This is a genomic window from Blautia liquoris (genome assembly GCF_015159595.1).
Taxonomy (GTDB): Bacteria; Bacillota; Clostridia; order Lachnospirales; family Lachnospiraceae; genus Novisyntrophococcus; species Novisyntrophococcus liquoris.
In genome coordinates this window covers 2,909,512-2,935,416 of sequence record NZ_CP063304.1, presented here as the reverse complement: position 1 = coordinate 2,935,416, position 25,905 = coordinate 2,909,512, and the positions used below count along the sequence as shown (strand labels likewise).

At 42.6% G+C, this 25,905-nt stretch carries 29 protein-coding genes and 1 tRNA gene; all 30 read left to right on the top strand.

The window, feature by feature from the left end; all coding sequences use genetic code 11:
- Position 1: 1 nt before the first annotated feature.
- The 30 genes from INP51_RS13180 to INP51_RS13035 all read left to right on the top strand — a co-directional run bounded on the left by INP51_RS13180 (position 2) and on the right by INP51_RS13035 (position 25,848).
- A complete protein-coding gene (locus INP51_RS13180; protein WP_193735287.1) occupies positions 2-280 on the top strand; it encodes a hypothetical protein in 279 nt (92 codons plus the stop codon).
- Positions 255-683: a hypothetical protein gene (locus tag INP51_RS13175; RefSeq protein WP_193735286.1), complete on the top strand. Its 429-nt coding sequence runs from the start codon at positions 255-257 to the stop codon at positions 681-683. The genes INP51_RS13180 and INP51_RS13175 overlap by 26 nt, the downstream gene beginning before the upstream one ends.
- A gap of 210 nt (positions 684-893) precedes the next feature.
- Positions 894-964: transfer RNA gene (locus tag INP51_RS13170), tRNA-Ala, on the top strand.
- Positions 965-1,095: 131 nt separating this feature from the next.
- Positions 1,096-1,482, top strand: coding sequence for a hypothetical protein (locus INP51_RS13165; RefSeq protein WP_193735285.1), 387 nt, complete (start codon positions 1,096-1,098; stop codon positions 1,480-1,482).
- Positions 1,483-1,526: 44 nt separating this feature from the next.
- On the top strand, positions 1,527-1,778 hold the full coding sequence (locus tag INP51_RS13160) for a hypothetical protein (RefSeq protein ID WP_193735284.1): 252 nt from the start codon (positions 1,527-1,529) through the stop codon (positions 1,776-1,778).
- Positions 1,779-1,836: 58 nt separating this feature from the next.
- Entirely contained in the window at positions 1,837-3,597 is a 1,761-nt protein-coding gene (locus tag INP51_RS13155) for a PBSX family phage terminase large subunit (RefSeq protein WP_230406808.1), read from the top strand.
- Positions 3,598-5,019 (top strand): phage portal protein, encoded by a 1,422-nt coding sequence (locus INP51_RS13150; RefSeq protein ID WP_193735283.1) that lies wholly within the window; start codon positions 3,598-3,600, stop codon positions 5,017-5,019. It abuts the gene before it with no gap.
- A gap of 6 nt (positions 5,020-5,025) precedes the next feature.
- Positions 5,026-6,555, top strand: coding sequence for a phage minor capsid protein (locus INP51_RS13145; protein WP_193735282.1), 1,530 nt, complete (start codon positions 5,026-5,028; stop codon positions 6,553-6,555).
- Entirely contained in the window at positions 6,548-6,727 is a 180-nt protein-coding gene (locus INP51_RS13140; RefSeq protein ID WP_193735281.1) for a hypothetical protein, read from the top strand. Before INP51_RS13145 ends, INP51_RS13140 begins: the two co-directional genes overlap by 8 nt.
- Positions 6,728-6,779: 52 nt before the next feature.
- Entirely contained in the window at positions 6,780-7,055 is a 276-nt protein-coding gene (locus INP51_RS13135; RefSeq protein WP_193735280.1) for a ribosomal-processing cysteine protease Prp, read from the top strand.
- 82 nt (positions 7,056-7,137) lie between these two features.
- A complete protein-coding gene (locus INP51_RS13130; RefSeq protein ID WP_193735279.1) occupies positions 7,138-7,725 on the top strand; it encodes a hypothetical protein in 588 nt (195 codons plus the stop codon).
- Positions 7,726-7,732: 7 nt separating this feature from the next.
- Entirely contained in the window at positions 7,733-8,719 is a 987-nt protein-coding gene (locus tag INP51_RS13125) for a phage major capsid protein (protein ID WP_193735278.1), read from the top strand.
- Positions 8,720-8,816: 97 nt separating this feature from the next.
- Positions 8,817-9,227 carry a head-tail connector protein gene (locus INP51_RS13120; protein WP_193735277.1) on the top strand — a complete coding sequence of 137 codons (411 nt, stop codon included), beginning with the start codon at positions 8,817-8,819 and terminating at the stop codon, positions 9,225-9,227.
- Positions 9,196-9,618, top strand: a complete 423-nt coding sequence (locus INP51_RS13115) for a hypothetical protein (protein WP_193735276.1) — start codon at positions 9,196-9,198, stop codon at positions 9,616-9,618. The genes INP51_RS13120 and INP51_RS13115 overlap by 32 nt, the downstream gene beginning before the upstream one ends.
- Positions 9,618-10,001, top strand: a complete 384-nt coding sequence (locus INP51_RS13110) for a minor capsid protein (protein ID WP_193735275.1) — start codon at positions 9,618-9,620, stop codon at positions 9,999-10,001. The genes INP51_RS13115 and INP51_RS13110 overlap by 1 nt, the downstream gene beginning before the upstream one ends.
- Positions 10,002-10,005: 4 nt before the next feature.
- Entirely contained in the window at positions 10,006-10,431 is a 426-nt protein-coding gene (locus tag INP51_RS13105) for a hypothetical protein (protein ID WP_193735274.1), read from the top strand.
- 4 nt (positions 10,432-10,435) lie between these two features.
- On the top strand, positions 10,436-10,936 hold the full coding sequence (locus tag INP51_RS13100; protein ID WP_193735273.1) for a hypothetical protein: 501 nt from the start codon (positions 10,436-10,438) through the stop codon (positions 10,934-10,936).
- A 103-nt stretch (positions 10,937-11,039) separates the two neighbouring features.
- Entirely contained in the window at positions 11,040-11,453 is a 414-nt protein-coding gene (locus INP51_RS13095) for a DUF6673 family protein (RefSeq protein ID WP_193735272.1), read from the top strand.
- Positions 11,450-12,109 carry a bacteriophage Gp15 family protein gene (locus INP51_RS13090; RefSeq protein ID WP_193735271.1) on the top strand — a complete coding sequence of 220 codons (660 nt, stop codon included), beginning with the start codon at positions 11,450-11,452 and terminating at the stop codon, positions 12,107-12,109. Before INP51_RS13095 ends, INP51_RS13090 begins: the two co-directional genes overlap by 4 nt.
- A gap of 9 nt (positions 12,110-12,118) precedes the next feature.
- Positions 12,119-12,292, top strand: a complete 174-nt coding sequence (locus INP51_RS13085) for a hypothetical protein (RefSeq protein WP_193735270.1) — start codon at positions 12,119-12,121, stop codon at positions 12,290-12,292.
- Positions 12,293-12,344: 52 nt separating this feature from the next.
- Positions 12,345-15,746, top strand: coding sequence for a phage tail tape measure protein (locus INP51_RS13080; RefSeq protein ID WP_230406807.1), 3,402 nt, complete (start codon positions 12,345-12,347; stop codon positions 15,744-15,746).
- Positions 15,747-15,748: 2 nt separating this feature from the next.
- A complete protein-coding gene (locus tag INP51_RS13075) occupies positions 15,749-16,465 on the top strand; it encodes a hypothetical protein (RefSeq protein WP_193735269.1) in 717 nt (238 codons plus the stop codon).
- Positions 16,466-19,129 (top strand): phage tail spike protein, encoded by a 2,664-nt coding sequence (locus tag INP51_RS13070; protein ID WP_193735268.1) that lies wholly within the window; start codon positions 16,466-16,468, stop codon positions 19,127-19,129.
- A gap of 14 nt (positions 19,130-19,143) precedes the next feature.
- The gene (locus tag INP51_RS13065; protein ID WP_193735267.1) at positions 19,144-19,389 is read left to right on the top strand and encodes a hypothetical protein; all 246 of its coding nucleotides are present in this window, start codon (positions 19,144-19,146) and stop codon (positions 19,387-19,389) included.
- Positions 19,376-19,633, top strand: coding sequence for a hypothetical protein (locus INP51_RS13060; RefSeq protein WP_193735266.1), 258 nt, complete (start codon positions 19,376-19,378; stop codon positions 19,631-19,633). Before INP51_RS13065 ends, INP51_RS13060 begins: the two co-directional genes overlap by 14 nt.
- Positions 19,634-19,656: 23 nt before the next feature.
- Positions 19,657-20,472 carry a hypothetical protein gene (locus INP51_RS13055; RefSeq protein ID WP_193735265.1) on the top strand — a complete coding sequence of 272 codons (816 nt, stop codon included), beginning with the start codon at positions 19,657-19,659 and terminating at the stop codon, positions 20,470-20,472.
- 76 nt (positions 20,473-20,548) lie between these two features.
- Complete coding sequence (locus INP51_RS13050; RefSeq protein ID WP_193735264.1) at positions 20,549-20,791, top strand: hypothetical protein; 243 nt, start codon at positions 20,549-20,551, stop codon at positions 20,789-20,791.
- A gap of 2 nt (positions 20,792-20,793) precedes the next feature.
- Entirely contained in the window at positions 20,794-21,102 is a 309-nt protein-coding gene (locus INP51_RS13045) for a phage holin family protein (protein WP_193735263.1), read from the top strand.
- Between the two features lie 389 nt (positions 21,103-21,491).
- Positions 21,492-22,280, top strand: coding sequence for a hypothetical protein (locus INP51_RS13040; RefSeq protein ID WP_193735262.1), 789 nt, complete (start codon positions 21,492-21,494; stop codon positions 22,278-22,280).
- A 364-nt stretch (positions 22,281-22,644) separates the two neighbouring features.
- A complete protein-coding gene (locus INP51_RS13035) occupies positions 22,645-25,848 on the top strand; it encodes an FtsX-like permease family protein (protein ID WP_193735261.1) in 3,204 nt (1,067 codons plus the stop codon).
- Positions 25,849-25,905: the final 57 nt, after the last annotated feature.

Genomic DNA, 25,905 nt, shown 5'->3' with positions numbered 1-25,905 from the left:
GATGACGAGTGAAGAGTTGACAGGGATTACAAGAGAAGATGCGAAGGCATGGGTTACTAAACGATTGAATACAGGGAAGACTTATATGATCCGATCTGGATGTGCGGACACAAATGACGATAGTAAAAGACCTATGCAGCCGCTGACATTTTATCCTAGTTATGTTTTCTTTCGAGATTGCAAGAGAGGTGGGTATGAAAGCTTTACATACGGGGAGTTACTCGGAATATTGTCAGGGACATCAGGAGGCGACTATGGAAGCAGTAAGAAAGGAAAATGACAGGAAAAAAGAGTATTTGAAATCTTATCAGGAAGCGGTTAGAGAAGAGCAGAGAATTAAAGATGAGATAGAACAACTGCGATTAGATAAAATGTGTCCGTCAGTCATCCTGGACGATATGCCGCACAGTCATAACCAGACAGACCTATCAGCATATGCAGCACGGCTTGATTCTCTCATGCTTGATTTAAAATGTAAGCTGGAGGACAAGACAGAGCTGAGGCATGAAATCAATGAAAGAATCAACTCTATGCATTGCGAAAATCAAAAGACTCTTCTATGGCTGAGATATATTCAAGGGATGAACTTTGCAGAGATCTCAGTACGGATGCATTATGAATATGGTTATGTGCTCAGAATGCATGGAAGATCACTGCGAAACTTTCCACTTGACGAAAAGTAGACATATAAAGACATATAGGACTATGATATAGTGTAAAGTGAGAACAGTGGAAATAGTTCTTGTGAAATTCTCCTAAATGTTTGATCACGATTGCCAGGTGTCAGATCCTGGCAGTTGTCTGCTCCTTAGTTAGAGTTGATGGGGCCAAGTAAGAACTCTGACAGTGGCGGTTAAGAATAAACACCCCCGAGACGTGTTGCCGTCACTTATCGGAATATAACACCAATGGCAGGTGTAACGGGTAGCGCCCGTGGTTACAGGTTCGATTCCTGTTGTTCCGACTCTCCGCTTATGCGGAGGTACCTCCCCATTTTTTGGCATCTGGCAGACATTACGCGCTGCCGGGTGCTTTTTATATTTGCAAATTGTAAAAAATTGGGATATAATCAAAGAAAAATGTAGGAGGAAATAAATGGCTGCTAAAGCAATAAGAGCTGTTGGAAAAGTTATAAAAGATACAACAAAATTTCTAAAAGATTCTGGAAAAGGAGAATTAGCAAATGATCTTTGGAATTTAGAAACCGAAATGAAAAATCTTGTAGTTGAAAATCAAAAACTACAAGATGAGAATAAAAAGCTTCATGAGGTTATTGATAATGTCAAAGTAAAAGAATTTAGGGACAATTGTTATTATTTTGATGGTGAAGGACCTTTCTGTTCTACTTGTTATGATGTTAGAAGAATAAAAGTAAGAATGGTTGAGCGAAATAACAATGCAGGATCTATATATAATAGGTGCCCTGAATGTAAAAATGAGGTTTTTAAATGTGAGACTGATGGACCTGTTTATTATGTCTGAATAAAGTTTGTTTATTGAAAAACGAAGTTTAGGGAGAAATCAAAATGATAATTGAAACAAGTTTTGAAAGACCAGATGGATATAGAGAAAATCTTGAATATAAAATAGCAGTATATGTGAGGGATAATAAAGAAATTCCTTTACACATTAATAGATTTAGCGATGAAGAAGTTGAAAATATGGTTGTAAGAATGCGTGACAGTTTTGTCATTACAAATTCTTATCAAGTGGGGAAAGGTGAAATTCCATACTTAGATATGGAGAGATTTAAAAAAGAGTTTGGATATTATATGTAGAGGTGCTTCGGCACCTCTTTTTACGTATATAAAACGACCCAGATAGGAAGGTGAGGTGATGAGCAATGGACGTGAAAACTTAATACCAAACTCCGAAAGAAGTCCGGAAGAACTTCGCAGAATGACATCAAAAGGTGGGAAAAAATCAGGAGAGGTAAGACGTCGAAAAGCAAACTTTCGTAAGACATTAAACCTGCTGCTTACCGCCGAAATAGATAGCCCTGAATGGACACCGATTCTGGAGGCCCTGGGGCTTGACAGTACACTTGAATCAGCTGTTAACGGGGCCATGATAAAAGAGGCACTTTCGGGCAATGTAAAAGCCTATGAAGCCATTGCGAAGTACGCCGGGCAGAACGATAGAACTGACCAGGATCTAAAAGAACAGATCGCTAAGATAAATCTCCTGAAAGCACAAAGGGACAAGGTAGAGCAGGAAAGTCAGGAAGCATCGCAAGAGCCGGAAAAACAGCAAGAACTTGAATATGGTATGAATGATCCGCATGATGTGATTATTCCGGAGTTCTGGGATATCCTGGATGATACAGAGCACGAGCATCAGATCATTACTTCTGGTCGTGCCGGCACGAAGTCAAGTTTCTCTGGTGTTTTGGGAATCAGCACAATTGTAAACGAAGAGCCTGCGGCCGTGGTTGTTTTGCGCAAGCGCCATAACAAGATACGTAAGACGGTCTATAAAGAGATGATCCGGGCGATTACGAGGTTGGGGATGGATAAGAGCGACTTTGAAATCGGTATTACACCGATGGAGATCAGGCACAAAGCGACAGGCAATGTAATCTATTTCGCCGGATCCGATTCGATTGACGATACAAAGGGTATCATTGATGAGGATAAACCGATACGTCTGGTTATTTTGGATGAACTTACAGAGTTCTTTGATGTCGGTGAGGGGGAAGAAGAGCTGACCAATATCGAGGCAACTTTTGTGAGAGGAAATGATGAAGGCTTCCGGATGGTTTACCTTTATAACCCCCCAAAGAATCCAAACGCTGCCATTAATATCTGGTGCCAGAAAATGGAATTGCGGGAAGATGTAATACACAAGCATGTAGACTACAGGGACGTTCCTATAAGCTGGCTGGGCAAGAAACTCCTGGAGTCTGCTGACCGCCTGAAAGAGACTGACTTTAAACTATACCGCTGGGTATGGCTGGGCGAGTGCATCGGTGTGGATGATTTAATCTATTACATGTTTAACGAGTCCCACATCAGGGAGCCTGAGGCAGAACGGTATAAACTTATTGGCATTGGCGTAGATTACGGCCAGCAGAACGCTACCACGTACCAGGCTGCAGGTCTTAACATAAACAAGAAACGATTCGAAGGACTAGATGAGTTTTACCACTCCGGACGAGATACCGGAAAACAGAAGAGTCCATCCGATTACGCAAAGGAACTGATACAACTTACAGATACGCTGCATGAAAAGTATTCGTGCAGTATTTTTTATGTGTACATCGATCCATCTGCGAAGGGCTTGGCCGAGGAAATCAAGCGTTTAGCAATGCAGTGCACAGATTATGGCATAGCCGTCAGAGATGCCGAGAACACGGTAGAAACAGGTATACAGAGGGTACAGAAGTGTCTGACATACAATGTGCTGACTGTTTCTGACGATCAGCAGAATCTTATCAGAGAAATGGGGACGTATGAGTACGATCCTAAATCTATTCAATCGGGAAAAGAAAAGCCGATGAAGATAGACGATCACTGTGTTGATGCCTTGAGGTACCTGATTATGGGTCTTTGGGATAAGATTAAATATTTTCTGCCGGCAGGAGAAAGAGAGGAATAAATGAACATAATCAAATATCTTAATAAAGCTGGACAAGATACAGTCAGTTCCGGCTTTTACACCCTCATCGAACTCTGGCAGAGCTGGTACGAGGGGAATGTGAAGAAATTCCACCGGTATAAGATGTATAACGGTAAAAATAAAATCAACTGCCGCAGGCTAAGCATGGGGATGGCTAAGAAACTTTCAGAGGATATTGCAGATCTGCTCTTAAACGAACGTGTGCAGATTACCATACAGGATAAAAATACAAGCGAATTTGTCATGAAGGTGTTGGACGATAATAATTTCAGTGTGATGGGAAGCGTATATCAGGAACGTAAGGCTTATACCGGAACTGTTGCCTACGTACCATACCTGGACAATATTGAAGTTGACGAAAACGGGAACATGATAGGCGAGGGCAATGTGAAAATTAATTATGTATCTGCGGAGAACATTTTTCCTCTGTCTTGGAATAATGGATATATTTCCGAATGTGCTTTTGTATTCCCTAAAGTTATTGGAAGCAGGAAATATGTCCATGTGCAGATACATAAACAAGAATCCAGTCAATATGTGATTGAGAATCATGTTGTAGAATGCTCCGCAGGAAGCGGAAAAGAGATTCCACGAGAAGAATGGAAGAATCTGAAGGGATTTGAATCTATGGTAGATAAGATCTTCACAGGGTCTAATGAACGGCAATTCGTAATTGATCGCTTAAACATTGCCAACAACTATGACAGCAGTAGCCCTATGGGTGTTGCTGTGTTTGCGAACAGCCTGGATGTTCTGCAGGGGCTTGACACCGTGTACGATTCATACATCAATGAATTTGTGCTGGGGAAGAAACGTATCTTTGCCGCACCTGAAATGCTTGGTGAGGACTTAAATGGTAATCCCGTGTTTGACCCGGACGATGTAGTATTCTACCAATTACCCGATGGTGCATTGAAAGACGGTGGTAAGCCACTGGAAGAAATAAACATGACAATCCGAGCAGAGGAGCATGAGAAAGCCATAAACGACAATCTGAACATGCTGTCTATGAAGTGCGGTTTTGGACAGAATCGATATAAGTTTGACAATGGCTCTGTACAGACGGCTACGCAGGTGATATCTGAAAACAGCGACATGTACCGAAGTGTCAACAAGCATGAGCTGATATTGGAATCCGTAATTGATGAGTTGATTCGTATTATTGCAAGGCTGGGACAGGTCCTTAAGCAGCCCGTCAATCCGGACACAGCGGTTGTAGTTGATTTCGATGATTCTATCATTGAGGATAAGGTAGCAGAGCGACAGAGTGATCGGCAGGATGTGAGTATGGGGGCAATGACACTGGCAGAGTACAGGGCTAAATGGTACGGGGAAACCGAACAAGAGGCTGCAAAACATGTTATTGATGATACTCCAGATCCGGACCCGCAGGAGGAATGATAAGACATGACACCTGAACAAAAGGGGCACCTTCCCATACAGATTGAAAAGCTGTTTTATGATTTACAGGATCGAATATTCAGCGATGTGGTTCGCCGGATCAGAAAGACTGGAGAGATTACAAGTTCGGCGGATTATCAGATCCATAAGCTTGAGATCTTAGGGAACAGTACAGAGTTTATCGAGCAAGAGATAAAACGACTGCTGGATGCCAGTGATCCGGAGATATGGGAGCTATATGATAAGGTGGCAAACTGGGAATATGTGAGATATCGGGATGCCTATGAGCAGATCAACCGGCAGTTTATTCCTCTCGCAGACAATGATTTAATACAGCAGTGGGGACAGGCGATCATCAGGCAGACGAAGGGAGATATAGCAAACATCACTCGGTCTATGGGAATGTCCGTTAGTATAGGTGGTGGAAAGAAAGCTTTTACTCCACTATCAGAGTACTATCAACGATATTTAGACAGGGCATGCATGGATATTGTAACCGGTGCTTTTGATTACAATACAGTTCTGAGACGTGTAGTAAAGGAGATGGCTGATTCCGGTATCCGTTCTGTCAATTATGCCAGCGGATGGAATAACAGGGTACCTGTAGCGGCACGCAGGGCGGTAATGACAGGAGTATCCCAGTTGTCGGCACAGATCAATGAGCAGGTGGCGAAAGACTTAGGAACAGATAAATACGAGGTTACATGGCACGCGGGGCATAGACCTACGCACTGGTGGGGCGGAAAAATATATAATCGAAACGAACTTGAATTAGTGTGCGGCCTCGGTGATGTCGGAGGGTTATGCGGTGCCAATTGCAGACATAGCTATTATGCTTTCATTGAAGGAGTCTCAGTTCCGAATTACACGGCCGGAGAACTACGAGAGTTGGAAGAGAAGGAAGCCCAGACGCATACCTACAAGGGCAAGGAGTACAACGCATATCAGGCAGCACAAGCACAGCGCCAGATGGAAACACAGATGCGTGCGCAAAGAGCAAAGGTGAAGCAATTACAGGCTGGTGGTGCAGAGCAAGAGGCTATAAATTCTGCGAAGACCAGATATCTTCATACGCTGAAACAATACCAAGGTTTTTCCAAAAAGATGAAGATCCCAGAACAAATGGAGCGGGTATATATGGATGGGCTCGGAAGGGTTGCTCCAGGGAAAAGTACATATCAAAAAACCATTGTAAAAGAACGACAAAATGTTATACTAAAGGAAAAGCTGAAAGAGGCAGGGCTGAAAGGAAAAATAAATACCACACCTGCAAAGATTGATATGAAATCACTTACTTTTGACGATGCGCACATTAACGGTGAGAGAGGTCATAAAGTAACATTTGAAGAGGCAAAATCGTTTATTCAAAATGCAAGGTTTTCAGAAACTGTATGGAAGGGTAGATTTGAAAGGTATTACAGTACAGAAGGTGTTGCATACGTAAACAAAAATAATCTTCAAATACGAACAGCTTATAAGCCAGATGAATTTACAAAAGTAGTGAAACGAGTGATGGAGGTGTTAAATAGTGAATGATCACTTAATCTTATGCCCCTTGGTAGATGAGGAGATAGAAGATATTGATTGCATTGAGAACCGGGATATAGTAGATGAGATGCTATCAGAAAAGGGGATGCCTTTGAAATTTAAGCAAAAGAAAGATTGGAGGGAAATCTGTAAAAACTGTAAATGGCATAATTATTATTGATACCATTCGTTCTTCGGGATGAGTGGTATTTTTATGCTCTTTTGGAGGTAGTATGACAACGATTGTGTATAAGAAAAACGAAATCAGCATAAGTGGACACGCTGGAAACCCCATTGTGTGCCACGGGATATCAGCAATCAGCCAAATGGCTGCAAACTACTTAGAAGATAACCGGCTGGGGAGCGTGTACTGTGGTGATGGACACCTGCGAATGTGGGATATAGATGAAGTCACAATGAACAGCAGCCTGTTCAAGGCAATGAAAGCAGCGCTTGAGGATATCCAGTATGACAATTCGAATAATGTGAAAATTATTTATGAGATTTAAGAGGTGCGCTGCATCTCTTTTATTTTGCCCAAAACGTGAAGGCATTAAAAGCACCGGAAAACACTCATTATGGAGGTAAGAAATGCGAAAAAGAATGAACTTACAGCTCTTTGAGGACGGCGCAGGAGCTGGCTCTGCAGGACAGGGCTCAAATACCGGGAATGGCAACGGCGGCCAAGGAAATGCCGGAGGAAATGGCGCTTACAGTTTTGAGCAGGCGGAAGAGATTGCGAATGCAAGAGCGGACAGAGCGGAAAAATCAGCTCTTAAATCTTACTTTCAGCAGCAGGGTATGTCGGAGGATGAAGTCAGTAAAGCACTGAAAGATTACAAGGACAAGAAAGCCGCCAGTCAGCCAAATGTCTCTGCAATCGAGCAGGAGCGTGACGATGCGCGGAAAGAACTTGTACAGATGAAGAACGAAAAAATCTTATCCGGCAAGGGCGTAAAGGCTGATGATATGGACTATATCATGTTCAAAGTCTCGAAGCTGGTAAATGACAAAACAGATTTTACTAAAGCGGCAGAACAGTTTCTTAAGGAAAACCCGAAGTTTACGGGGCAGGGTACTTATAGAGTGAGCACCGGAACCCAGTCGGGCGGAGCCGAAGGAGCTGAAAACGCCAATGATTCAATTAATGCGGCCATTCGTAAAGCTGCAGGAAAGTAGGTAAATAATGAATAGAAATAGAAAAAGAATGAACTTAGAGATGTTTGAGGACGATACAAACATTATTGACAGAACAGGAGCTGATGCTCTCATTCCTGAGGAAAGAGCGAGAGAGATTATCCAGGGCGTGGTAACACAGTCTGCAGTACTCTCTCAGGGACGTAAACTGGCGAATATGTCCAGTAAGACTTATAGAATGCCCGTACTGGACATGCTGCCACTTGCTTACTTCGTAAATGGAGATAGTGGACAGAAGAAAACTACGAAAATGGCATGGGACAAGAAAATGATCACAGCTGAGGAAATCGCTGTTATCGTTCCTATTCCAGAAGCAGTACTGGATGATTCCGATTATGATATCTGGGGAGAGGTAAGACCGAGGATCGTTGAAGCATTCGGAAAGGTTATCGACGGCGCTGTACTCTTTGGCGTAAACAAACCGGATTCCTGGAGAGCTGCTGTCGTTCCTACTGCAACAACGGCAGGCAGTGTAGTGACTCTGGGAGATGATCTCTACGACAGCATCATGGGCGAGGATGGCGTAATTGCCAAAGTTGAGGAGTCCGGATTCTTCGTAACTGGGCACATGGCAGATATCACTATGCGTTCGAAATTAAGAGGATTAAAAGATACCACAGGACAGCCGATTTTCAAGTCTGATCTGCAGGGTGGTACATCGTACAGCCTGGATGGCTCTTCCATGACGTTCCCAAACAACGGAGCGTTCGACAAGACACAGGCATTGATGATCTCCGGTGACTTCAGCCAACTTGTGTATGCGTTCCGACAGGATATTACATTTACGTTGTTTACAGAGGGCATTGTGCAAAATACTGACGGAAGCATTGCTTATAACCTTATGCAACAGGACATGGTTGCTCTGCGTGCGGTTATGCGTCTCGGTTGGGAGATTCCGAATCCAATTAATTCTGTACAGTCAGATATGGCGAAAAGATGTCCCTTTTCCATCCTGAAAACAGCGTCGGGGGAATAATTCCCCCGCCCGACTCCGGTAAAGAATCTATGTCGGGTAAGGGGGTTACAATTAAAGTGGCTTCCACATCTAAAGGTAAAAGACGGGTGGTGAGTAAATGATTGACATTGATTATACTTTTTACAAAGACAGGTATTTTGGAGGGATCATTCCAGATCAGAAAGCTCTAATTCAACCCGTTATGAAAGCAAACATTTACTTATCACAATTGGTGCATCAGGAGATACAAGATGCCAATCAGGAGGACCTTGTAAAGCTTTGTCTGTGTGAGGTTTCTGAACTGATTTATCAGGATGCGAAGAACCGTGAGTCTCATGGAGGCAAGGACGTGCAGGCTGAGAATTCAGACGGTTACAGCGTCACTTACGCTTCTGAAAATGGAAATTCATCAATGGGAACACTTGGGGGGAAGGTTTATGGAACGATTCGAAAGTATTTGTCACGAACTGGACTTTTATATTTAGGGGTGAAAAACTGTGATTGTAAATGCGGATATAACAATCTTTAATGTAAGAGTTGATGCTGATCGGCTGGAAGCGTTCACACAGACAAACATAAATGGTGTTTCCCTTTATGCTGCATATGGGACGAATGGAGACGGAGGACAGAGGAAAGAAAAACTTACATTTAAGATTCGTATTCCTATCAGCGCAGATATAGAAGAAGGAAAAAGCTATGTTCCAGAAGAGGAGTTTAAAGCGCTTACAGATGATGAGGTAAGAAAACATTGGACACTGCAAAAGGGTTGTTATATCATTCGCGGGCATCCAGAAGAGCGAATACAAAACATGGAACAACTAAGGGCCTATCCTGGAGGATATATTACAGTTAAGGAATATGCCGACAACACAAGCCGTGGAAGTGCTGCCATTAAACACTGGAGAATAGGAGGTATGTGATGGCTTTTAAACCAATAAAGACTCCCAAAGGATCTATTTCCGTGAATAAAAACGGGAAGGCATCTCTTGCATGGGATCCTTCTTTTGGATCTGATCGTAATCAGAAGTTCTCGAGACAACAGAAATTTATCGACAATGAGGTCCTCCGTAGATGTAGCCCCAGGGTTCCATTTCAGACCGGAACTTTGGAGAAATCAGGAGTTCTCGGCACAACAGTTGGAAGTGGTGAGGTGGAATACATTGTTCCTTATGCCAGAAGGCAGTATTATGAAACGTCTGAATCAAGATCCTACGATGCTAACAGAGGTGCAAAATGGTTTGAGCGTATGAAAATTGCTGAGAAGAAAGATATCCTGAATGGGGCAAAGAAGATGGGAGGATGATCATGTGACTGATTCTGTTATACAAGGCATTACAGACTATATTATGACATGCCCTCTATTGAAAGATGGTGTTCTGCGAGTGGATGCTATCGGGGATCAGGCAATTGAATACTTGATTGAGACAAGTATCTTCGATCCGGTCATTAAGCAATATGTGAATGGAGATGCTGAGATGCAGTATCTCTTTTCTTTTGGAAGCCGGGAGTTCTATGGGATGGATCGGCTCCAGAATATACAGAATAGTGCATTCTATGAAACGTTTGCTGACTGGATCCGATCGAACAATAGGAAACAGATCTATCCGGATATGCCGGACAAATGTTATCCGGAGGATATTGAAGTATTATCACCCGGTTATCTGTTTGATGGATCGGCAAGAAATGCACGTTATACGATACAATTAAGACTAACTTATTATAAGGAGGTATAGATATATGCAAAAAAAGAATGTCATTAGAAGACATCAATACGCAGATTACTTAAATGTTGGTACGGAGGATACTGCAGACTTTGTTCTCATGGGCGCAGGGTTTACAACGCTAGATGAAGAGCCTGGAGCACAGTCAGAATCAGTAAAATATGTCAATGAGGTTAGCTCCTCTTCCAGCGTTATCAGTTATGAAACAACTTTTCCGTTTGAAGCAGAGCAGATTCAGGATGAAAAGGCAATTGATGCGATTTATAAGGTGGGTAGGAATCATCTGGTAGGCAGCGATGCAGAATTTGAGTATGTCCGTGTGGAACTTTGGAACAAAGACGGCACATCCGGCAATAAATTTGCGGCCAGAAAGTTTAATGTTTCGGTGGAAGTCTCTACTTTCGAGGGCGAGAACAAGATGGTTATATCTGGAAACCTGAATGCGGTTGGAGATCCTGTACTAGGAACATTTGATACAACTGCAAAAGAATTTACTGCTGAAACGTCGGGGGAATAACACCCCCGGCGCAACAGTCAATTGCTGGCCGGGGAATGGGATCAGAGACCATGAAAGACACTGAATTGGATGAAGATGATATTGAACAGGAGGATAGTGAAATATGAGTAAAATTACAGTCAATGGCATCACACTTGAGTTGGAGCTTATGGATGCTGACAATATGGAAAAGTATGAGGATTCCAATAAAGAGATATCAGATAAGATAGCAGAGCCCACGCAATATGAAGGATTGTCAAGTTCAGAGCAAATGCGCATTCAATGTCGGCATGTAGATAATTTTTTTAATGAGCTGTTTGGGGAAGGCACTTCTGAAAGAATATTTCCTTCAAAGAACAACTTAAAGATTCGGATGGAAGCATTCGGACAGGCATCTCAGATGTCAACGGATATTAGAAATGAAATCAAAAATATTACCAACAAATATTCTCCTCAGAGGGCAGCGAATCGGGATCAGAAGCGTTATCAGCAGAAACACCAGAAGAGTCATGGGAATGTTTCTGCTTATCATAAATGAATCTTTTAGTAGATGCACTGCCAAAGACAGTGGATGTTGATGGAATAGAGTATCCCATACGCACGGATTTCCGTGTTTCGGTCCTTTTTGAGATGATGATGCGGGACGATGAGCTATCAGATACTGAAAAAATTATCAATGCTCTACAGTTGTACTATTCGAGAATCCCAAAAGATCCAATGCAAGCCATAGATAAGATTTTGTGGTTTTATCGGTGTGGAAAGGATCTATCAAAAAAAAATACTGAGAACACGATTAATATGAGCGAAGACAGCAAGGAAGATAGAGAGGGAGCATCAGACGAAGACAATGATACTAGTGCTGTACAGCAGATCTATTCCTTTGATTATGATGATGAGTATATCTACGCTGCATTTATGGAGCAATATGGAATTGATCTCCAAGATGTGCAGCATCTTCACTGGTGGAAATTTCATGCACTTTTTAAATCGCTGAAAGAAGATTGTGAGTTTGTGAAGATCATGGGATATCGCAGTATTAAGGTGACAGGAAAAATGTCGAAAGAGCAGAGGCAATTCTACACAAAGATGAAGAAAATCCATGCCCTGCCTGTTTCAGATCAAGAGCAGCGGGAGTCGGATGAGTTAGTAAATGCTCTAATGAATGGTGGTGACTTGTCAGATGTTTTACATTGAGGAATGAATATGAAAACTGAAAAAAAGAAATCTGTACAGGTTCAGTGTCCGGTATGCGGTTATCGTATGCCGATTTTTTATACAGAAGAGACCGAGTGCAGAAAATTAAAGGTGCCATGTAAGGGAAGGCACTGTAAAAATATAATTGAAGTAACAATAAAAGACGGACAACAGATTAAGTAGTGCCATTATGAGCCGATAATCCATTGTTTGCCCCAGAAATGAGGTGAAACGATTGGGATATGATGGCACACTGAAATTTGACACAAGTATTGATAGTTCTGGTTTTCAATCCGGACTAAAAAAGATAAATGGTATCGCAAGTAGTGCCATGAAAGCAACAGCGGCCGTAATTGGCGGCGGTGCGGCAGCCGTTGCTGGCCTCGGGGTTGCGGCTATTAAGGTAGGATCTGACTTTGAAGAACAGATGTCTCGTGTGCAGGCAATATCTGGGGCAACCGGAGAGGATTTCGAGAAATTAAAAGCACAAGCTGTGAAATTAGGTGCAGACACAGCATTCTCCGCAAAAGAGGCAGCACAAGGGATGGAGAATCTTGCAAGTGCTGGGTTCAATACAAATGAGATCATGGAAGCTATGCCCGGTATGCTAGATCTAGCCGCATCTTCTGGTGAGGATCTGGCAAGTTCTTCCGATATTGCGGCTTCCACCCTTCGAGGATTCGGACTTGCCGCATCTGATGCTGGACATGTTGCCGATGTCTTAGCTAAAAATGCGGCAGATACAAATGCAGCTGTAGGAGACACTGGGGAGGCAATGAAATATGTTGCTCCTGTGGCACATGCCATGGGGCTAAGTTTTGAGGAGTGTACCGCAGCTATCGGAATCATGGCTGATGCCGGAATCAAGGGATCTCAGGCAGGTACAACACTTCGTGGTGCGTTATCTCGTCTCGCGAAGCCAACAAAGAGTATGAAAGAAGTCATGGAAGATTTGGGACTTTCTTTTTATGACTCAAATGGAAAAATGAAGTCTCTTTCTGAAATGGTAGCCATGCTTCAGGATAAGATGTCGGGCCTGACTGATGAGCAGAAACAGCAGGCACTGGTTACTTTATTTGGACAGGAGTCATTGTCCGGTATGCTTGCTCTCATAGACAAAGGTCCCGAGGGCATTTCGGAACTTACAGCAAGTTTTGAAGATTGCGATGGTGCAGCAGCTGAGATGGCTGCAACAATGCAGAATAACCTGAAATCCCAGATTGAACAGCTTGGCGGATCTTTAGAATCCCTAGGCATTGCAGTATATGATAAGCTGAAGACTCCACTTACTGAAACAACAAAAGCTATTGGAGAGATGGCTGATGAGCTATTAAATGCCTTTGAGACAAATGGTTTTGATGGACTGGTAGATCAGTTTGGAGATTCCCTGGCGCAACTGTCACAGATGGCTATGAATGCGGCACCGCAGATGATAGAAACCGGTACTGGCTTAGTAGTCGGCTTCTTAGAGAGTATCAATGAACAGTCCGATCAATTTGCTGATTCCGGAGCAACACTTGTTACATCTCTTGTAGACGGCATGATACGAGTGTCAGGAAGTCTTTGGAATACCGGCATTATATTGTTTCGTAAGCTATTAGAGGGAATTGCCGCCAATGCTCCAGAGATCGGTGAGAATGCCGCGTCTATGATTGCACAGATCGTAGATTCGCTAATCGAGAATATTCCCTTAATGATTCAAGCTGGTATAGATATTGTTGATGGCTTTATCGACGGAATCAAGCAGGAATTTCCGCAAGCTGGTAGTTTCATAGATGGATTTTTCCAGGGATTTAAGGATACCGCAGGACCTGCAGTTCAGGGTGTCGTTGATCTTATTAAAAAGATCTTTGATGTCCTCGGCAAGCAGGATCCATCAACGTTAGAATCCATTGGAAAAGCTGTTGGAACTATTGTAACGGCCATTGCAGGACTAAAAATTGCAAATGATGTTATTGGTGGAGTAAGCAATCTTTTTGGAGCATTCGGCAATCTGAGCGGTCCGGTCTCTACATTTGCGAAAGGGATTCCGAAAGCAGTAGAAGGCTTTCAGCTGCTTAAAGGTGGAGCCGGATCGTTATCAGAAGTCCTTACATTGGAGTTCCCAAAGATAGGGAAGGCGGTCTCCGGTATCGGTGGCGCATTCAGCAAGCTGAGCGGCGGAGCACTGAGTGGTATTTCGTCTTTAGGCAGTACAGTGTCTTCTGGGATAGGTGCTGTGGTATCTACTTTAGGCGGTCCACTGACCATTGCAATTGCGGCAGCCATAGCCGGTATTATTGCGATTATATGTAACTGGGATGCAGTCAAAGAATTCTTTACAGAAACGCTTCCGGGATGGTGGAATGATACAGTGATTCCGTTCTTCCAGAACCTTGTTTCCTCAATTGGAGACTGGTTCACATCCCTTCCGGAAAAACTGGGAGAGTTTGTTACAGGAATCTTAGACTGGTTCGCAGCACTTCCAGGTAGGATTATAGAAGCAATCAGTTCCTTGGCAGAGAAATTTGTTGAGTGGGGCACAAATATGCTTGATGCGGCTGGACAGGCTGCGTTGAGTATTGTAGACGGGATTGTCAATTTCTTTAAGGAGTTACCTTATAAGATTGGGTATGAACTTGGAGTAGTTATCGGCACGCTCATCAAGTGGGGTGCAGATGCCATTAAATGGGTTGCAACGGAAGTGCCGAAGATTATACAGGCAATTGTAGAATTTTTCAAGGAACTTCCTGGGAAGATTTGGGATTGGCTGGTCAATACATTTAATAAGTTTGTTGAGTGGGGCGGAAAAATGGTCACCAAAGCTGGTGAAACCGCCAAAAATTGTATTGATAGCATTGTCAACTTTTTTAAAGAATTGCCTGGAAAGGTCTGGACCTGGGTTCAGAACACTTGGGATAAATTCAAGACCTGGGGTTCCAATATGGTCAACTCTGCGAAAAAGATTGCAAAAGATGTTATTAATTCTATTATTAACTTTTTCAAGGAACTTCCCGGTAAGATATGGACATGGCTTACAAATACCATTGATAAAGTTGTACAGTGGGGGAGAAATTTAGTATCAAAAGCAAAAGAAGCAGCTCACGACATGGTAACTGCTGTCATAGATGCCGTTAAAAGTTTACCAGGAAAGATGTGGGATATTGGATCTGACATTGTAGAAGGTGTTTGGAACGGTATCAAGAGTGCTGGTAGATGGTTTAGAGATAGCGTCAGCGATTTCTTTGGTGGAATCGTAGATGGTGTGAAAGATACTCTCGGTATACACTCGCCATCTCGGGTGTTTGCAGATGAAGTCGGTGAATGGATCCCGCCGGGTGTTGGTGAAGGTGTCGAAAAGGCGATGCCGAAGCTAATCGATGAGACCGAAGATGAAATGGCTCTACTTGCTAAGAGAATGCAGAAAACAGTCGATTTGGAGACAGGAAAGATTTCTTTCGATAAGACTACCACACAGACTTACAAAGTAGCAAAAGAAAGAGCTCAATCGTTTGATGACAAGCCGATTACAGCAGTCTTCGAAGGAGATATCCATACACACGTTGATCTTGATGGAAAAGAACTCGGGGATTCAACAACCCCGTTTGTTGATCAGAACATGGGAAGAATTAATACACACAAAAAGAGAGGCGGCTGATTATGGAAAATATAACGGGAGTAAGTTTTGATGGAGTTCACTCCTATAAGGATTGGGGTCTAAAAATTAAAAGCATGAAGATTGGATTTCCAGATGTAAAGGATTCCTATGTAGACGTTCCGGGGATGAACGGCCTACTCGACCTTACTGAGGTACAGAATACAAATATAGTGTATGGAATGCGAACGTTGGAGTTTGTATTTGATGCTAGGAATTGTAGCTACAAAAACTGGCCAAGATTGATTAGCAAGATAGGTGAAGCCATTCACGGGAGGAAAAAGAAAATTGAGCTCGATATAGACCCTAGTTACTCTTATGAAGGGCGTTGTTCGATTGATACGGCTAAAACGAATGAAATAGCTGCTGAAATATCTATTACCTGTAGTTGCTACCCATACAAGATTGTAAATTATACAGATGGGGACGAGTGGTTATGGGATCCTTTTTCATTCGTTGATGGATTTATACGAAAGTCGATCTGGATAGATATAAAAAATGCCCCTGAATGGACAATAGTAAGCATAAAGGGATGGCCATACAATGAACCGCTAAGAATACAAGCTACATCAGCTATGAAATTGAAGTATAAAGAGATAACTTATGATTTAGTTAAAGGAATAAATATGATGACGCAGTTTGATATTGTAGAAGGAATCAATGAATTGCAATTTCAAGGGTCTGGAAGTGTCCTCATTACACAGAGAGGCGGGATGCTGTAGATGTATACCATTGTTGCAACTGTGGATGGGGAGCAGTATCCCCTTCACAATCCACGGTCAAGAGACTTGATTGTAGGCGATCCATACTTTGAAATAGGGGACAATATCAACGGACAGGCAGAATTTAAAGTATTTCCAAATCATCCATATTATGACCTTGTTAAAAAGCTTACAACCGAAATTATATTCTTAAATAATGAAAAAGAGGAATTTCGGGGCAGAGTTTTGTACGACAACGAATCCTTTGATGGTACGAAAGAAGTATTTGTGGAAGGCCAGCTGGCTTATCTCTGCGATAGTGTACAGAGACCAAAGGTATATCATAATATTTCCGTAAAAGGATATTTACAGGATTTACTGGATAACCATAATATGCAGGTGGAGGAGCGGAAACAATTTCAACTGGGAAGGGTTTCAGTTGTGGATTCAAATGATTCCCTTTATCGGTACTCCAATTACAATGATACACGTTTTTGTATCAAGGACAAACTGACTGATCGTTTGGGTGGTCACCTGGGTGTCCGGTGGGTCAATGGTATACGCTTTCTGGACTACTTATCGGATACTGATTTCTACGAGAAGAGCGATCAGGCGATAGAATTTGGAAAGAATCTGCTGGATTATTCAAAAAACATGGATGCCACAAACCTTGCCACTTGCATTATTCCCCTGGGTGCGCGTCTGGATGAGGAAGAACAGGATCCAACACTACAGGAGCAGAGAGTTACGATTACAAGTGTTAATGGGGGCGTTGATTATGTGACAGATGACAATGCTGTTACAGAATATGGTAAGATCTACAAGACAGTTATCTGGGATGATGTCACGGTTCCTTCTAATTTAAAAAAGAAAGGCGAGGAATATCTGAAATCCACGCAATATGAAAAAATGATCCTGGAGCTGAAAGCAATTGACTTAGGGTTAAAAGATGAAGAAATTAATCGGCTGCATATAGGCAGTCAGGTTCGATGCATCTCAAAACCGAACGGTATGGATCAGTGGATGCCTGTCAGTAAGCTTAAAATCAACCTGACTAAGTTCGCTGACAATACATTTACATTGGGAAGTGAGACCAATAATACCTCCTATACGTCTTCAAATAATCAGGCTACAGCAAATATGCTAGATACCATCAACATGCTGCCAACAAAGCGAGAAATTATCGAAGCAGCTATGCGAGATGCTACAGACTTAATTAACGATTATACGACCAGAGGGCATGCGATACACACCCCGAATGAGTTTATTATTTCAGACACGGAAGGCGTTGAAGATGCCACACAACTATGGAGGTGGGGACTTGGCGGCCTGGCACATTATAGTTACGGTTATGATGGTCCGGCAGATGGGGTAGCGATCACGATGGATGGCGAGATCAACGGTAAAATGATTATGGCCGAAAGTATTCTGGCTGAAAGCATTGATATTGGTTATCGGACAGAAGTAGAAACAAAAATAGGGAATGGAGACCAGTACGTTGCCGAAACACTGGAGAATTCGATTAAAAATGTTGAAAATCGCATTGATATGAATGTGTTCAGTACAAAAAATAAGCTAAGTCGTATCGAATATGTAAAGGATGGAGAACAGGAGACAATTTCACTTAGTTCTTTTAAAATAACAGGCGAAGCAACTCTAACGAAAGAAGAGTTTTTGAAATTGAATTGTTTGAAATTAACATTCAGTAATTCAGGGACTATGTACTTGGAGCAGGATTTAGGTTCACTTCCGGCAGGAAATTATCATATTGAACTTACAATAGCTTATCCATCTGATAGCAATGGAAGAGTGAATTATAGACCTAATCAAATCAGTTATGGCTTTTCGGACTGGTGGATAACAGATCCATTGTCTGGATATAAACCAGATACCCTTTATACGTTAAAGACTGATGTTAAGATTACTGCAGAAAAAAAAGCAATACATATTGGAGTAAGCGGCGGCAATGTTGGAATCTGCTATATTACTAATGTTCGTTGCATGAGAGATGTGCGTGAAATGATCGAACATAATGAAGCACAGATTTCTCTCGTGTCAGATTCAATCGCGGCAGAGGTAACTCGGGCGAGCAAATCAGAGGGCAATCTTTCATCAAAGATAACTCAGACAGCGGAAGCAATCACATCTGAGATAGTTCGAGCTAAAGGGGCGGAGTCAACGCTGAGTTCCTCTATAATTCAGACAGCGGAAGCAATCACATCTAAAGTAACCAAAGGGGATGTTGAATCTCTTATAGAGCAAAAAGCGGATAGTATACGAATGAAAGCAGATAAAATATCTTGGGGATCAGTATATTCTGCTATGACCGAAGATGGAAAACTTTCTTGCCGCAATGCAGAAGTTAGCGGAAAGGTGTTGTCAGGAGATAAAAATTCAAGGTGGGTATATTTAGATGGCGAAGGAAGGCTTACGGCAGGATACCAAGACTTAGAATATGGAAGTATTGATGGTTCGTATCCGAACGATGGTCTTTCCATAAACGGTAATAAGATTTTAATACTTGCGGATCATTTTGCCATAGGCACAAATAATCCACAGGTTGGATATGCCACTGCAGCTGATAAAACGATAGAGTATATTTCGAGTATAGATATACAAGACGAGAAAGTAACATATGAAAAAAAGACAATGAGATTCAAAAATGGTATTATGATAATGTCTTAGGAGGTATGTTTTATATGAAAGAATATAAGGCGATCAAGGCAATTAAAGGAAAATTTAAGGAGGGAGTTTTCTTGTCCGACAATTCGCAGATAGATGAGTATATTGAAAAGGGTTACTCCATTTACGAGTGCTCGACGGGAATAGATCTTTTGGTAGCCAGTCCTGAGAAAGGCAGGCTAACAGATGACATCGAGATAGGAGAAACCCATACGGTAACCTTTGAGAAATTTGGGAGGATGATAAAAAATGGAGAAATCTAAGCATACATTACCACTTGCGGTTATTATTTCAATCGCATCAAATGAAATTGGAAAAGCAATAACAGATATTGGAAAAAGATATGGGCTCCCACCATCTCTTTTGGATGTGGCTTTGTTAAATATTCAAAATCAAATTAAAGAAATGAAAGCTTCTGAATTTTCAAACAATGTATCAGACGCATATGAGATTATCCAGGACATGGAACAAAGCGAAAAGGATTCAGAGGAATCTGCGCAACAGTAATTATAATAAGAAAGGTTGAAAACATGGCTGATATAAGTAAAGAGTTAGATGCTTGGAAAAATGCTATATACGGTGAAGAGGTAAGGGATGCTCAAGTTAACTTATCCAAAAAAATCAATTCTGAAGTGGAAGCTGGCACCAAAAGAATTGACAATTATGGAAAAGCCGAAAGTGCAAGGAATGAAGCAGAGACAAATCGAGTTAATGCAGAAAAAAATAGAGATTCCAGAGAAACGTATCGAATTTCTGCAGAAGATAAAAGGGCGTCTAATGAAAGTGCAAGGAATGAAGCAGAGACAAATCGAGTTAATGCAGAAAAAAATAGAGATTCAGAATTTAGCAATATAAAAAATGGCATCAAGCCTTTTGCCTTAAATGATCTTGCGACTACTATGGATGTTACTACACCGGGGAAGGCATTGGATGCCACAGTTGCCAAAAAATTAAAGGATATGATACCTGATTCTGGAAGCGGGACACTCGAATTAGAAGGATTGTATCTATCTTTTGACTCAGCATATGTCACTGATCAGAATTATGAGTGTTACAGCTTTGGGCCATTATGCTTTGGTATGATTGAAGTGAGCCTAGACGGATCTAAATTTGATAACGGAGCTCAAACAATTGGATATATAAATGATTCCCGCAAGTTATCGTACAGGGACAATATATTTCCTGCTTTTGCGATGACCAGCCATTCTTCTGATTATAGCAATTTAGTCCCTTCTAATGTGGCGTTAATTTTGAGAAAAGAAGGAAATTATACCAGCATTCAATTGTATAATCCGAAAAAAAATACTCAATGTATTTGTTGTTTTTATTATCTTTTAGATATCTGAAATATATTTTTGTGAAGTGTGAGACCTTAACGGGTCTTATTTTTGTGGGAAAATGTGAAAAGAGAGGTATGGAAATGTGATCGAAGCATTTATTACTGGAATTGTGACGCTCGTGGTTTGCATGATTAACAATCATTATCAGCAGAAACAAACCAGAGAAAGCAGTATGGAAACAATAAACCTTATAAGCTACCGTTTAAAGACACTGGAAGATGAAGTGCGGATGCATAATAATTTTGCACGCCGTATGCCAGTCGTGGAAGAAAAAATCAATGTAGCTAATCACCGGATCGAGGATCTGGAAAAAGAAAGGAAATGAATATGGATCTAACATTTTTGACAAATTATATCAACCCGATAATTTTAGGTATTTGTCTGCTCGTAGGATTTGTAATTAAAACTGCGATTCCCAGACTGCCGAACCGGTACATACCGTTGTCTGCGCTGATTCTGGGAGTTGTGATTGCCATCGTCATGAATTATCCCGGCATCAATGCGGAGGTCGTTCTCGGTGGCATGATAAGCGGTCTGGCAAGTACTGGTCTATATGAGATGTTGCGGAACTTATTAGACAGAGACGGACAGAAGAAACCAGAGATACCGGAACAAGATCACATAGAGGGCAAATAAGCCCTCGTTTTTAATGGAGGTATAAGAACATGGGATCATTACAAGGGCTGTTCAGTCGTGCAGAAAACGAACTAGGGTACATCGAAAAAGCCAGTAATTCTAATTTAGATAGTAAGACGGGAAACAAGGGGGTGAACAACTACACAAAGTACGCCCGAGATATCAGCAACCACGGGTTAATGGGCTGTCAGGCTCAGCCGTGGTGTGCTACATTTCAATTTTGGCTGGAGTGTCAGGAATTTGGGTTAGATACTGCTCTCAGTCACTGGAACATGTCTCGATCTAGCTATTGGGGATACAATGTGTTTGGTACCCGAAACAGATTCCCTGCAGGCAAGAGATCACGTACACCGCAACTGGGTGCCCTGGTAATATTTAAGCAGTCTCATATGGGGCGAGTAGTTGCGATCAGGGGCAATGTTATTACTACGATCGAGGGCAATACAAGCCCAAAGAGTTACGATCGGAACGGCGGACAGGTAAAAAAGAAATCTTACAATATCAATGATAGCAAAATTGATTGTTTCTGCATTATTGATTATGGGGCAGGTAGTAATTCATCTCCTGCGCCGGCATTGGGATGGAAAGCCAAAGGGACAGCGACATGCACAGGAAACAACGTCAATGTGAGAATGGTGCCTGATGGTACTATTATGTTCGCTCTCGGGAAAGGCAATCGATTTGAAGTAGACGGAAGCACGAATGGCGATTGGGTGCATATTAAGGCACTGAATACTGTGGGGTATATGCATAAAAACTACGTGAAATACGATAGATCAAAGCCGGATGCACCCGCTAAACCTGCACTACAGTCAAAGCCAGAAGCTGTAAAGCAGACTATTAAAGAGAATGGCCAGTGGGGTAGAGATACAACAAAGCTAGCACAGAAGCACTGGGGACTTCCTCAGGATGGTATTATTAGTAATCAGCTGTCAGTATATAAACCGATATGTGCTGGCATTATAGCATCCATAGAGTGGTCGAATACAAAGCATGGTGGATCACAACTTGTCCGCGCAATGCAACACTGGTTAGGCCTGCCAGAAGACGGGTATATCGGGCCGGAATTCATCAAAGGATTGCAACACAAGTTTGGACTGCCAGAAGATGGTGTGCTGTCTAATCCATCAAGATGTATTTCTGCATTTCAGCGCTGGCTTAACCAGCAATCCTTATAAAAAACCCGGACCATTATGGATCCGGGCTAAATATTGTATTGGTTTTATGGGGCAAAAATGGGGCAAATATTGTCAACTTGTTTCTTACTATGTCACTTTGTTCAGTTAGTAAGTGGCTTATAGCCAATGTTTGTCATCATATTTCTGTTTGTGTCACTACATATTCTAGTCCGGTCGCCGGCAGTGTTAGAAAGACGATATCATTCATTAGGAATTGATATCGCCTTTTTTAATTAACTTTTTTTTATTACTTTCCCTTACACTGGCAAGTCAATAACTTAAATGTTATAATAATTATCATCGAAGATACTAGGCAGCTGATGCTGCTGTTACATATGCGAATGCTAAAGTGGGTGAATGGGTTATGAATAAAGATAAGAAAACACTGTGGAGAGATATCCATCGGTCAATACGAGAATCAAAGTGGCGCTTCCTGTCAATCGCCGGATTCATGGCACTTGGCTCCTTTATCCTGGTCGGTTTATCCGTTACAGGACCAGATATGCGCACTACCGCAGGGAATTATATTAACCGGTTACATGTCGCTGATCTTGCGGTTGTCAGCGATTTTGGACTGGACAAGACGGACCAGAAAATCATAGACCAGATAAAAGGGACGACGGGCATAGAGTATGGATATCAGCAGGATGTGACCGTAAAAGATACGGATAAGAGCTTCCGTGTGTTTTCACTTCCGGAGCAGATTTCAGACGTTCGCCTCGTAGAAGGCAAGATTCCCAAAAGTGAGGACGAGATTGCTCTGGATTATGACCATGCCGGAGATTATAAGATTGGCGATACGATAGCATTTACAGAGAAAGAAAATGTTTTCGGAAAGAAAACACTGAAACAGGACAGGTTCAAAGTGACCGGATACATATACTCCGGAGAGATCATTTCCAGAACCAATATGGGATCTTCCACCGAAGGTTCCGGCGAACTTAAAGGGTACGCCACAGTAAAACCGAATGCGTTTGATTCCGACGTCTATATGGCTGCCCGCATGAACTTCAAAGACACTGCAAAACTGGATCCATATTCAAAAGCATACGAGGACAAGATTCAAACCCACAAGGATGAGCTTGGCAAACTTTTAAAAGATCAGCCTGAGATTCGTATGAAATCGATGACACAAGAGTATCAAAAGCAAATCGATGAAAGACGCCGGCAGATCGCAGAGAGCAAAAAGAAACTTCGGGATGTACAACATCAGCTTACGGATGCAAAGGAGAAGCTGGAGAATACGAAAAGTCAGCTCGCTGAAAATGAAGGAGAGTTAAACGGAAAGGTGGCAGCTGCCAGCGGCAAGATATTAAACGGGAAGAATCAGGTTGCCAGTGCGAAATCCTCCCTTAAGACGGCGCAGAGCCAACTAAAAAAGGGGAAAAAGCAGTTAAATTCCGGGAAAGTTTCGGTCAGCGAGAGCGGTGATCAGCTGGAGATGGTGAGACAACAGCTCCAATCGGCGAAAGTAGATCTGGACCAGGCCAACAGTGAACTTCAGGTGGCACCGGAGACGATCGCACAGGCAAAACAACAGATTAAGGCGCGATACCGCAAGTTAGCGGAAAACCAGAATCAGATGTTGGATCTGCAAGGGCAAAATGCCCTCCTTGAAAATGAACTGGGCAAGCAGCAGGCGGAATATAGCAGGCGGGAAAAGGAAGTCGAACATCTTCAGTCCGAATATGATACGCTAGTGAAAGATTGGGAACAGGCCTTAAAGCAGCTGAATGAGGCAAAAGTGAAACATGATACTGCCAAAGCCACTTTTGTACAGCAGGACAACAAGAAGACAGAATACGAGAACAGACTTAATCGTCTCCTTTCACAGATTGACACTACAGAAGATCCAGATAAAAAGAAGGAACTTAAGGATCAGTATGATCAGTTAAGTCAGCAGTACCATACATTCGTAGCGGGAGATTATGATGCGGCCGTGAAAGCAAGAGATCTGGCTTTGGCAAAGGTAGATGAACTGCAGCCAAAGGCAGATCAGGCAAAGGAAAGGGCCGACAGCAAGAATTCAGAATTAAAACAGGAAAAAAGCAGTTTACAAGATGCCTCCGATGCCTTAAATCGAAGCAATACACATCTACAGGAATTAAGAGATCAGATGAATCAGATCAATCAACAGATTCAGGATGCGAAGGCGGGACTTGTACAAGACGAGGAACAGCTTTCCAAGAAGGAAGCAGAATATCAGGAAGCCTTAAAAGAGTACAATCAGGGGATTGCCACGTATAATCAGAGCAAGAGAAACTACTATAACAGCTTATCCGCATGGAAGACAGCAGTCGTTTCTCTGAACAAAAACTCTGCGCAGTACAAGAAAAATGTCAATAGACTTCGTCAGGCACAAGCGGAGCTTGAGAGCAGAGGAGAAGATCTGGCCAAGGCTCAAAATCAGATGGGTTCTGAAAAGGCAGGCGGCGAAGAACAACTGACAGATGCCAGAAAAGAACTGGAGGACAGTGAGAAAGAGTATCAGCAAAGAACGCAGGAATTCCAGGAGAAAAAGCCGGATGCAGAGCAGGTAATTCGAGAACAGGAGGAGAAGCTGGATGAGACACAGCAGATTCTGGATGGTTTAAAGGCCCCCATGTATTTAGTAAATGGCCGTAAAGAGATGCCGGGAGCAGAAGGATATAAAGTCTATGACAGCATTTCTCGAATCATGGACTCTCTGGCGATGGTAATTCCGATCGTTTTATACCTCATTGCGGCAGTATTCATATGGTCCACGATCACCAGTTTTATCGAAGAAGAGCATGAGAATACAGAAAAGCAAAAAGCACCGGCCTGTAACGAAGGGAATGTGACAAAGAGGTATCTCTATTATAGTCTGAGTGCGAGTCTTACAGGAGCTGTTCTTGGCATTATGCTGGGACACATCCTTCTGCCACGGATCGTATGCGATGCATATAAGGCCGGATTCACCCTGCCGAAGATCAAATTGCAGTTTCATCCGGGGATCACGCTGGCTGCCCTTGTACTTGCACTGATAAGCGCAGCACTTCCTGTGAGGATCGCAACAGTAAAAAAGCCGCGGCGGCACCCGATGAGACATCCAAAGAGGATGTGGATGACGATCATCGGCGTTACAGGCACGGTTTCCCTCCTTTTTGCCGGATTCAGTGTCCGGTCTTCGATTGCCGGGACGAACGAGAAACAATTCGGCGTTCTCGGTCAGATGATGAAAGTACTGATTATCATAGCGACAATACTTGGAATCTTGATTTACTATCATCTGGCAGACATAAGCGTTTCAGAGCGGATCCGAGAAACATCTTCCGCCCCGAGGATCGGCTCCCGGAAGATTCTGTTGCTGACGGCAGTTGGAATCGCTGCCGGATTCGCGATTGGCGAAGTCCTGCATCAATCGATTCTAAAAGTCGTATCGCCGGACGCTGCCGTGTTCGATTCGGCACTGTCAGCCACACCATTTGTGGTGCCGGCCGTCATGATCGCCGTGTTCACGGTTCTGCTGGGCATATATGTGAAACACAAGCTGAAATATGCAGTGAAACAGGCAGATATGCCGGAGACATACCAAGCAAACGAATAAAGAATAGGAAGGTCCGGATACCCGTGTTAACGAACGGATATCCGGACCTATCTGACT

What these genes read in the sequence shown, in the direction of transcription:
- INP51_RS13160 (WP_193735284.1), top strand. Translation starts at nt 1,527, where the DNA reads ATGATAATTGAAACAAGTTTTGAAAGACCAGATGGATATAGAGAAAAT.
- INP51_RS13135 (WP_193735280.1), top strand. Translation starts at nt 6,780, where the DNA reads ATGACAACGATTGTGTATAAGAAAAACGAAATCAGCATAAGTGGACAC.
- INP51_RS13175 (WP_193735286.1), top strand. Translation starts at nt 255, where the DNA reads ATGGAAGCAGTAAGAAAGGAAAATGACAGGAAAAAAGAGTATTTGAAA.
- INP51_RS13145 (WP_193735282.1), top strand. Translation starts at nt 5,026, where the DNA reads ATGACACCTGAACAAAAGGGGCACCTTCCCATACAGATTGAAAAGCTG.
- INP51_RS13125 (WP_193735278.1), top strand. Translation starts at nt 7,733, where the DNA reads ATGAATAGAAATAGAAAAAGAATGAACTTAGAGATGTTTGAGGACGAT.
- INP51_RS13055 (WP_193735265.1), top strand. Translation starts at nt 19,657, where the DNA reads ATGGCTGATATAAGTAAAGAGTTAGATGCTTGGAAAAATGCTATATAC.
- INP51_RS13060 (WP_193735266.1), top strand. Translation starts at nt 19,376, where the DNA reads ATGGAGAAATCTAAGCATACATTACCACTTGCGGTTATTATTTCAATC.
- INP51_RS13095 (WP_193735272.1), top strand. Translation starts at nt 11,040, where the DNA reads ATGAGTAAAATTACAGTCAATGGCATCACACTTGAGTTGGAGCTTATG.
- INP51_RS13130 (WP_193735279.1), top strand. Translation starts at nt 7,138, where the DNA reads ATGCGAAAAAGAATGAACTTACAGCTCTTTGAGGACGGCGCAGGAGCT.
- INP51_RS13165 (WP_193735285.1), top strand. Translation starts at nt 1,096, where the DNA reads ATGGCTGCTAAAGCAATAAGAGCTGTTGGAAAAGTTATAAAAGATACA.
- INP51_RS13155 (WP_230406808.1), top strand. Translation starts at nt 1,837, where the DNA reads ATGAGCAATGGACGTGAAAACTTAATACCAAACTCCGAAAGAAGTCCG.
- INP51_RS13035 (WP_193735261.1), top strand. Translation starts at nt 22,645, where the DNA reads ATGAATAAAGATAAGAAAACACTGTGGAGAGATATCCATCGGTCAATA.
- INP51_RS13120 (WP_193735277.1), top strand. Translation starts at nt 8,817, where the DNA reads ATGATTGACATTGATTATACTTTTTACAAAGACAGGTATTTTGGAGGG.
- INP51_RS13090 (WP_193735271.1), top strand. Translation starts at nt 11,450, where the DNA reads ATGAATCTTTTAGTAGATGCACTGCCAAAGACAGTGGATGTTGATGGA.
- INP51_RS13075 (WP_193735269.1), top strand. Translation starts at nt 15,749, where the DNA reads ATGGAAAATATAACGGGAGTAAGTTTTGATGGAGTTCACTCCTATAAG.
- INP51_RS13040 (WP_193735262.1), top strand. Translation starts at nt 21,492, where the DNA reads ATGGGGCGAGTAGTTGCGATCAGGGGCAATGTTATTACTACGATCGAG.
- INP51_RS13110 (WP_193735275.1), top strand. Translation starts at nt 9,618, where the DNA reads ATGGCTTTTAAACCAATAAAGACTCCCAAAGGATCTATTTCCGTGAAT.
- INP51_RS13045 (WP_193735263.1), top strand. Translation starts at nt 20,794, where the DNA reads ATGGATCTAACATTTTTGACAAATTATATCAACCCGATAATTTTAGGT.
- INP51_RS13180 (WP_193735287.1), top strand. Translation starts at nt 2, where the DNA reads ATGACGAGTGAAGAGTTGACAGGGATTACAAGAGAAGATGCGAAGGCA.
- INP51_RS13065 (WP_193735267.1), top strand. Translation starts at nt 19,144, where the DNA reads ATGAAAGAATATAAGGCGATCAAGGCAATTAAAGGAAAATTTAAGGAG.
- INP51_RS13070 (WP_193735268.1), top strand. Translation starts at nt 16,466, where the DNA reads ATGTATACCATTGTTGCAACTGTGGATGGGGAGCAGTATCCCCTTCAC.
- INP51_RS13150 (WP_193735283.1), top strand. Translation starts at nt 3,598, where the DNA reads ATGAACATAATCAAATATCTTAATAAAGCTGGACAAGATACAGTCAGT.
- INP51_RS13100 (WP_193735273.1), top strand. Translation starts at nt 10,436, where the DNA reads ATGCAAAAAAAGAATGTCATTAGAAGACATCAATACGCAGATTACTTA.
- INP51_RS13085 (WP_193735270.1), top strand. Translation starts at nt 12,119, where the DNA reads ATGAAAACTGAAAAAAAGAAATCTGTACAGGTTCAGTGTCCGGTATGC.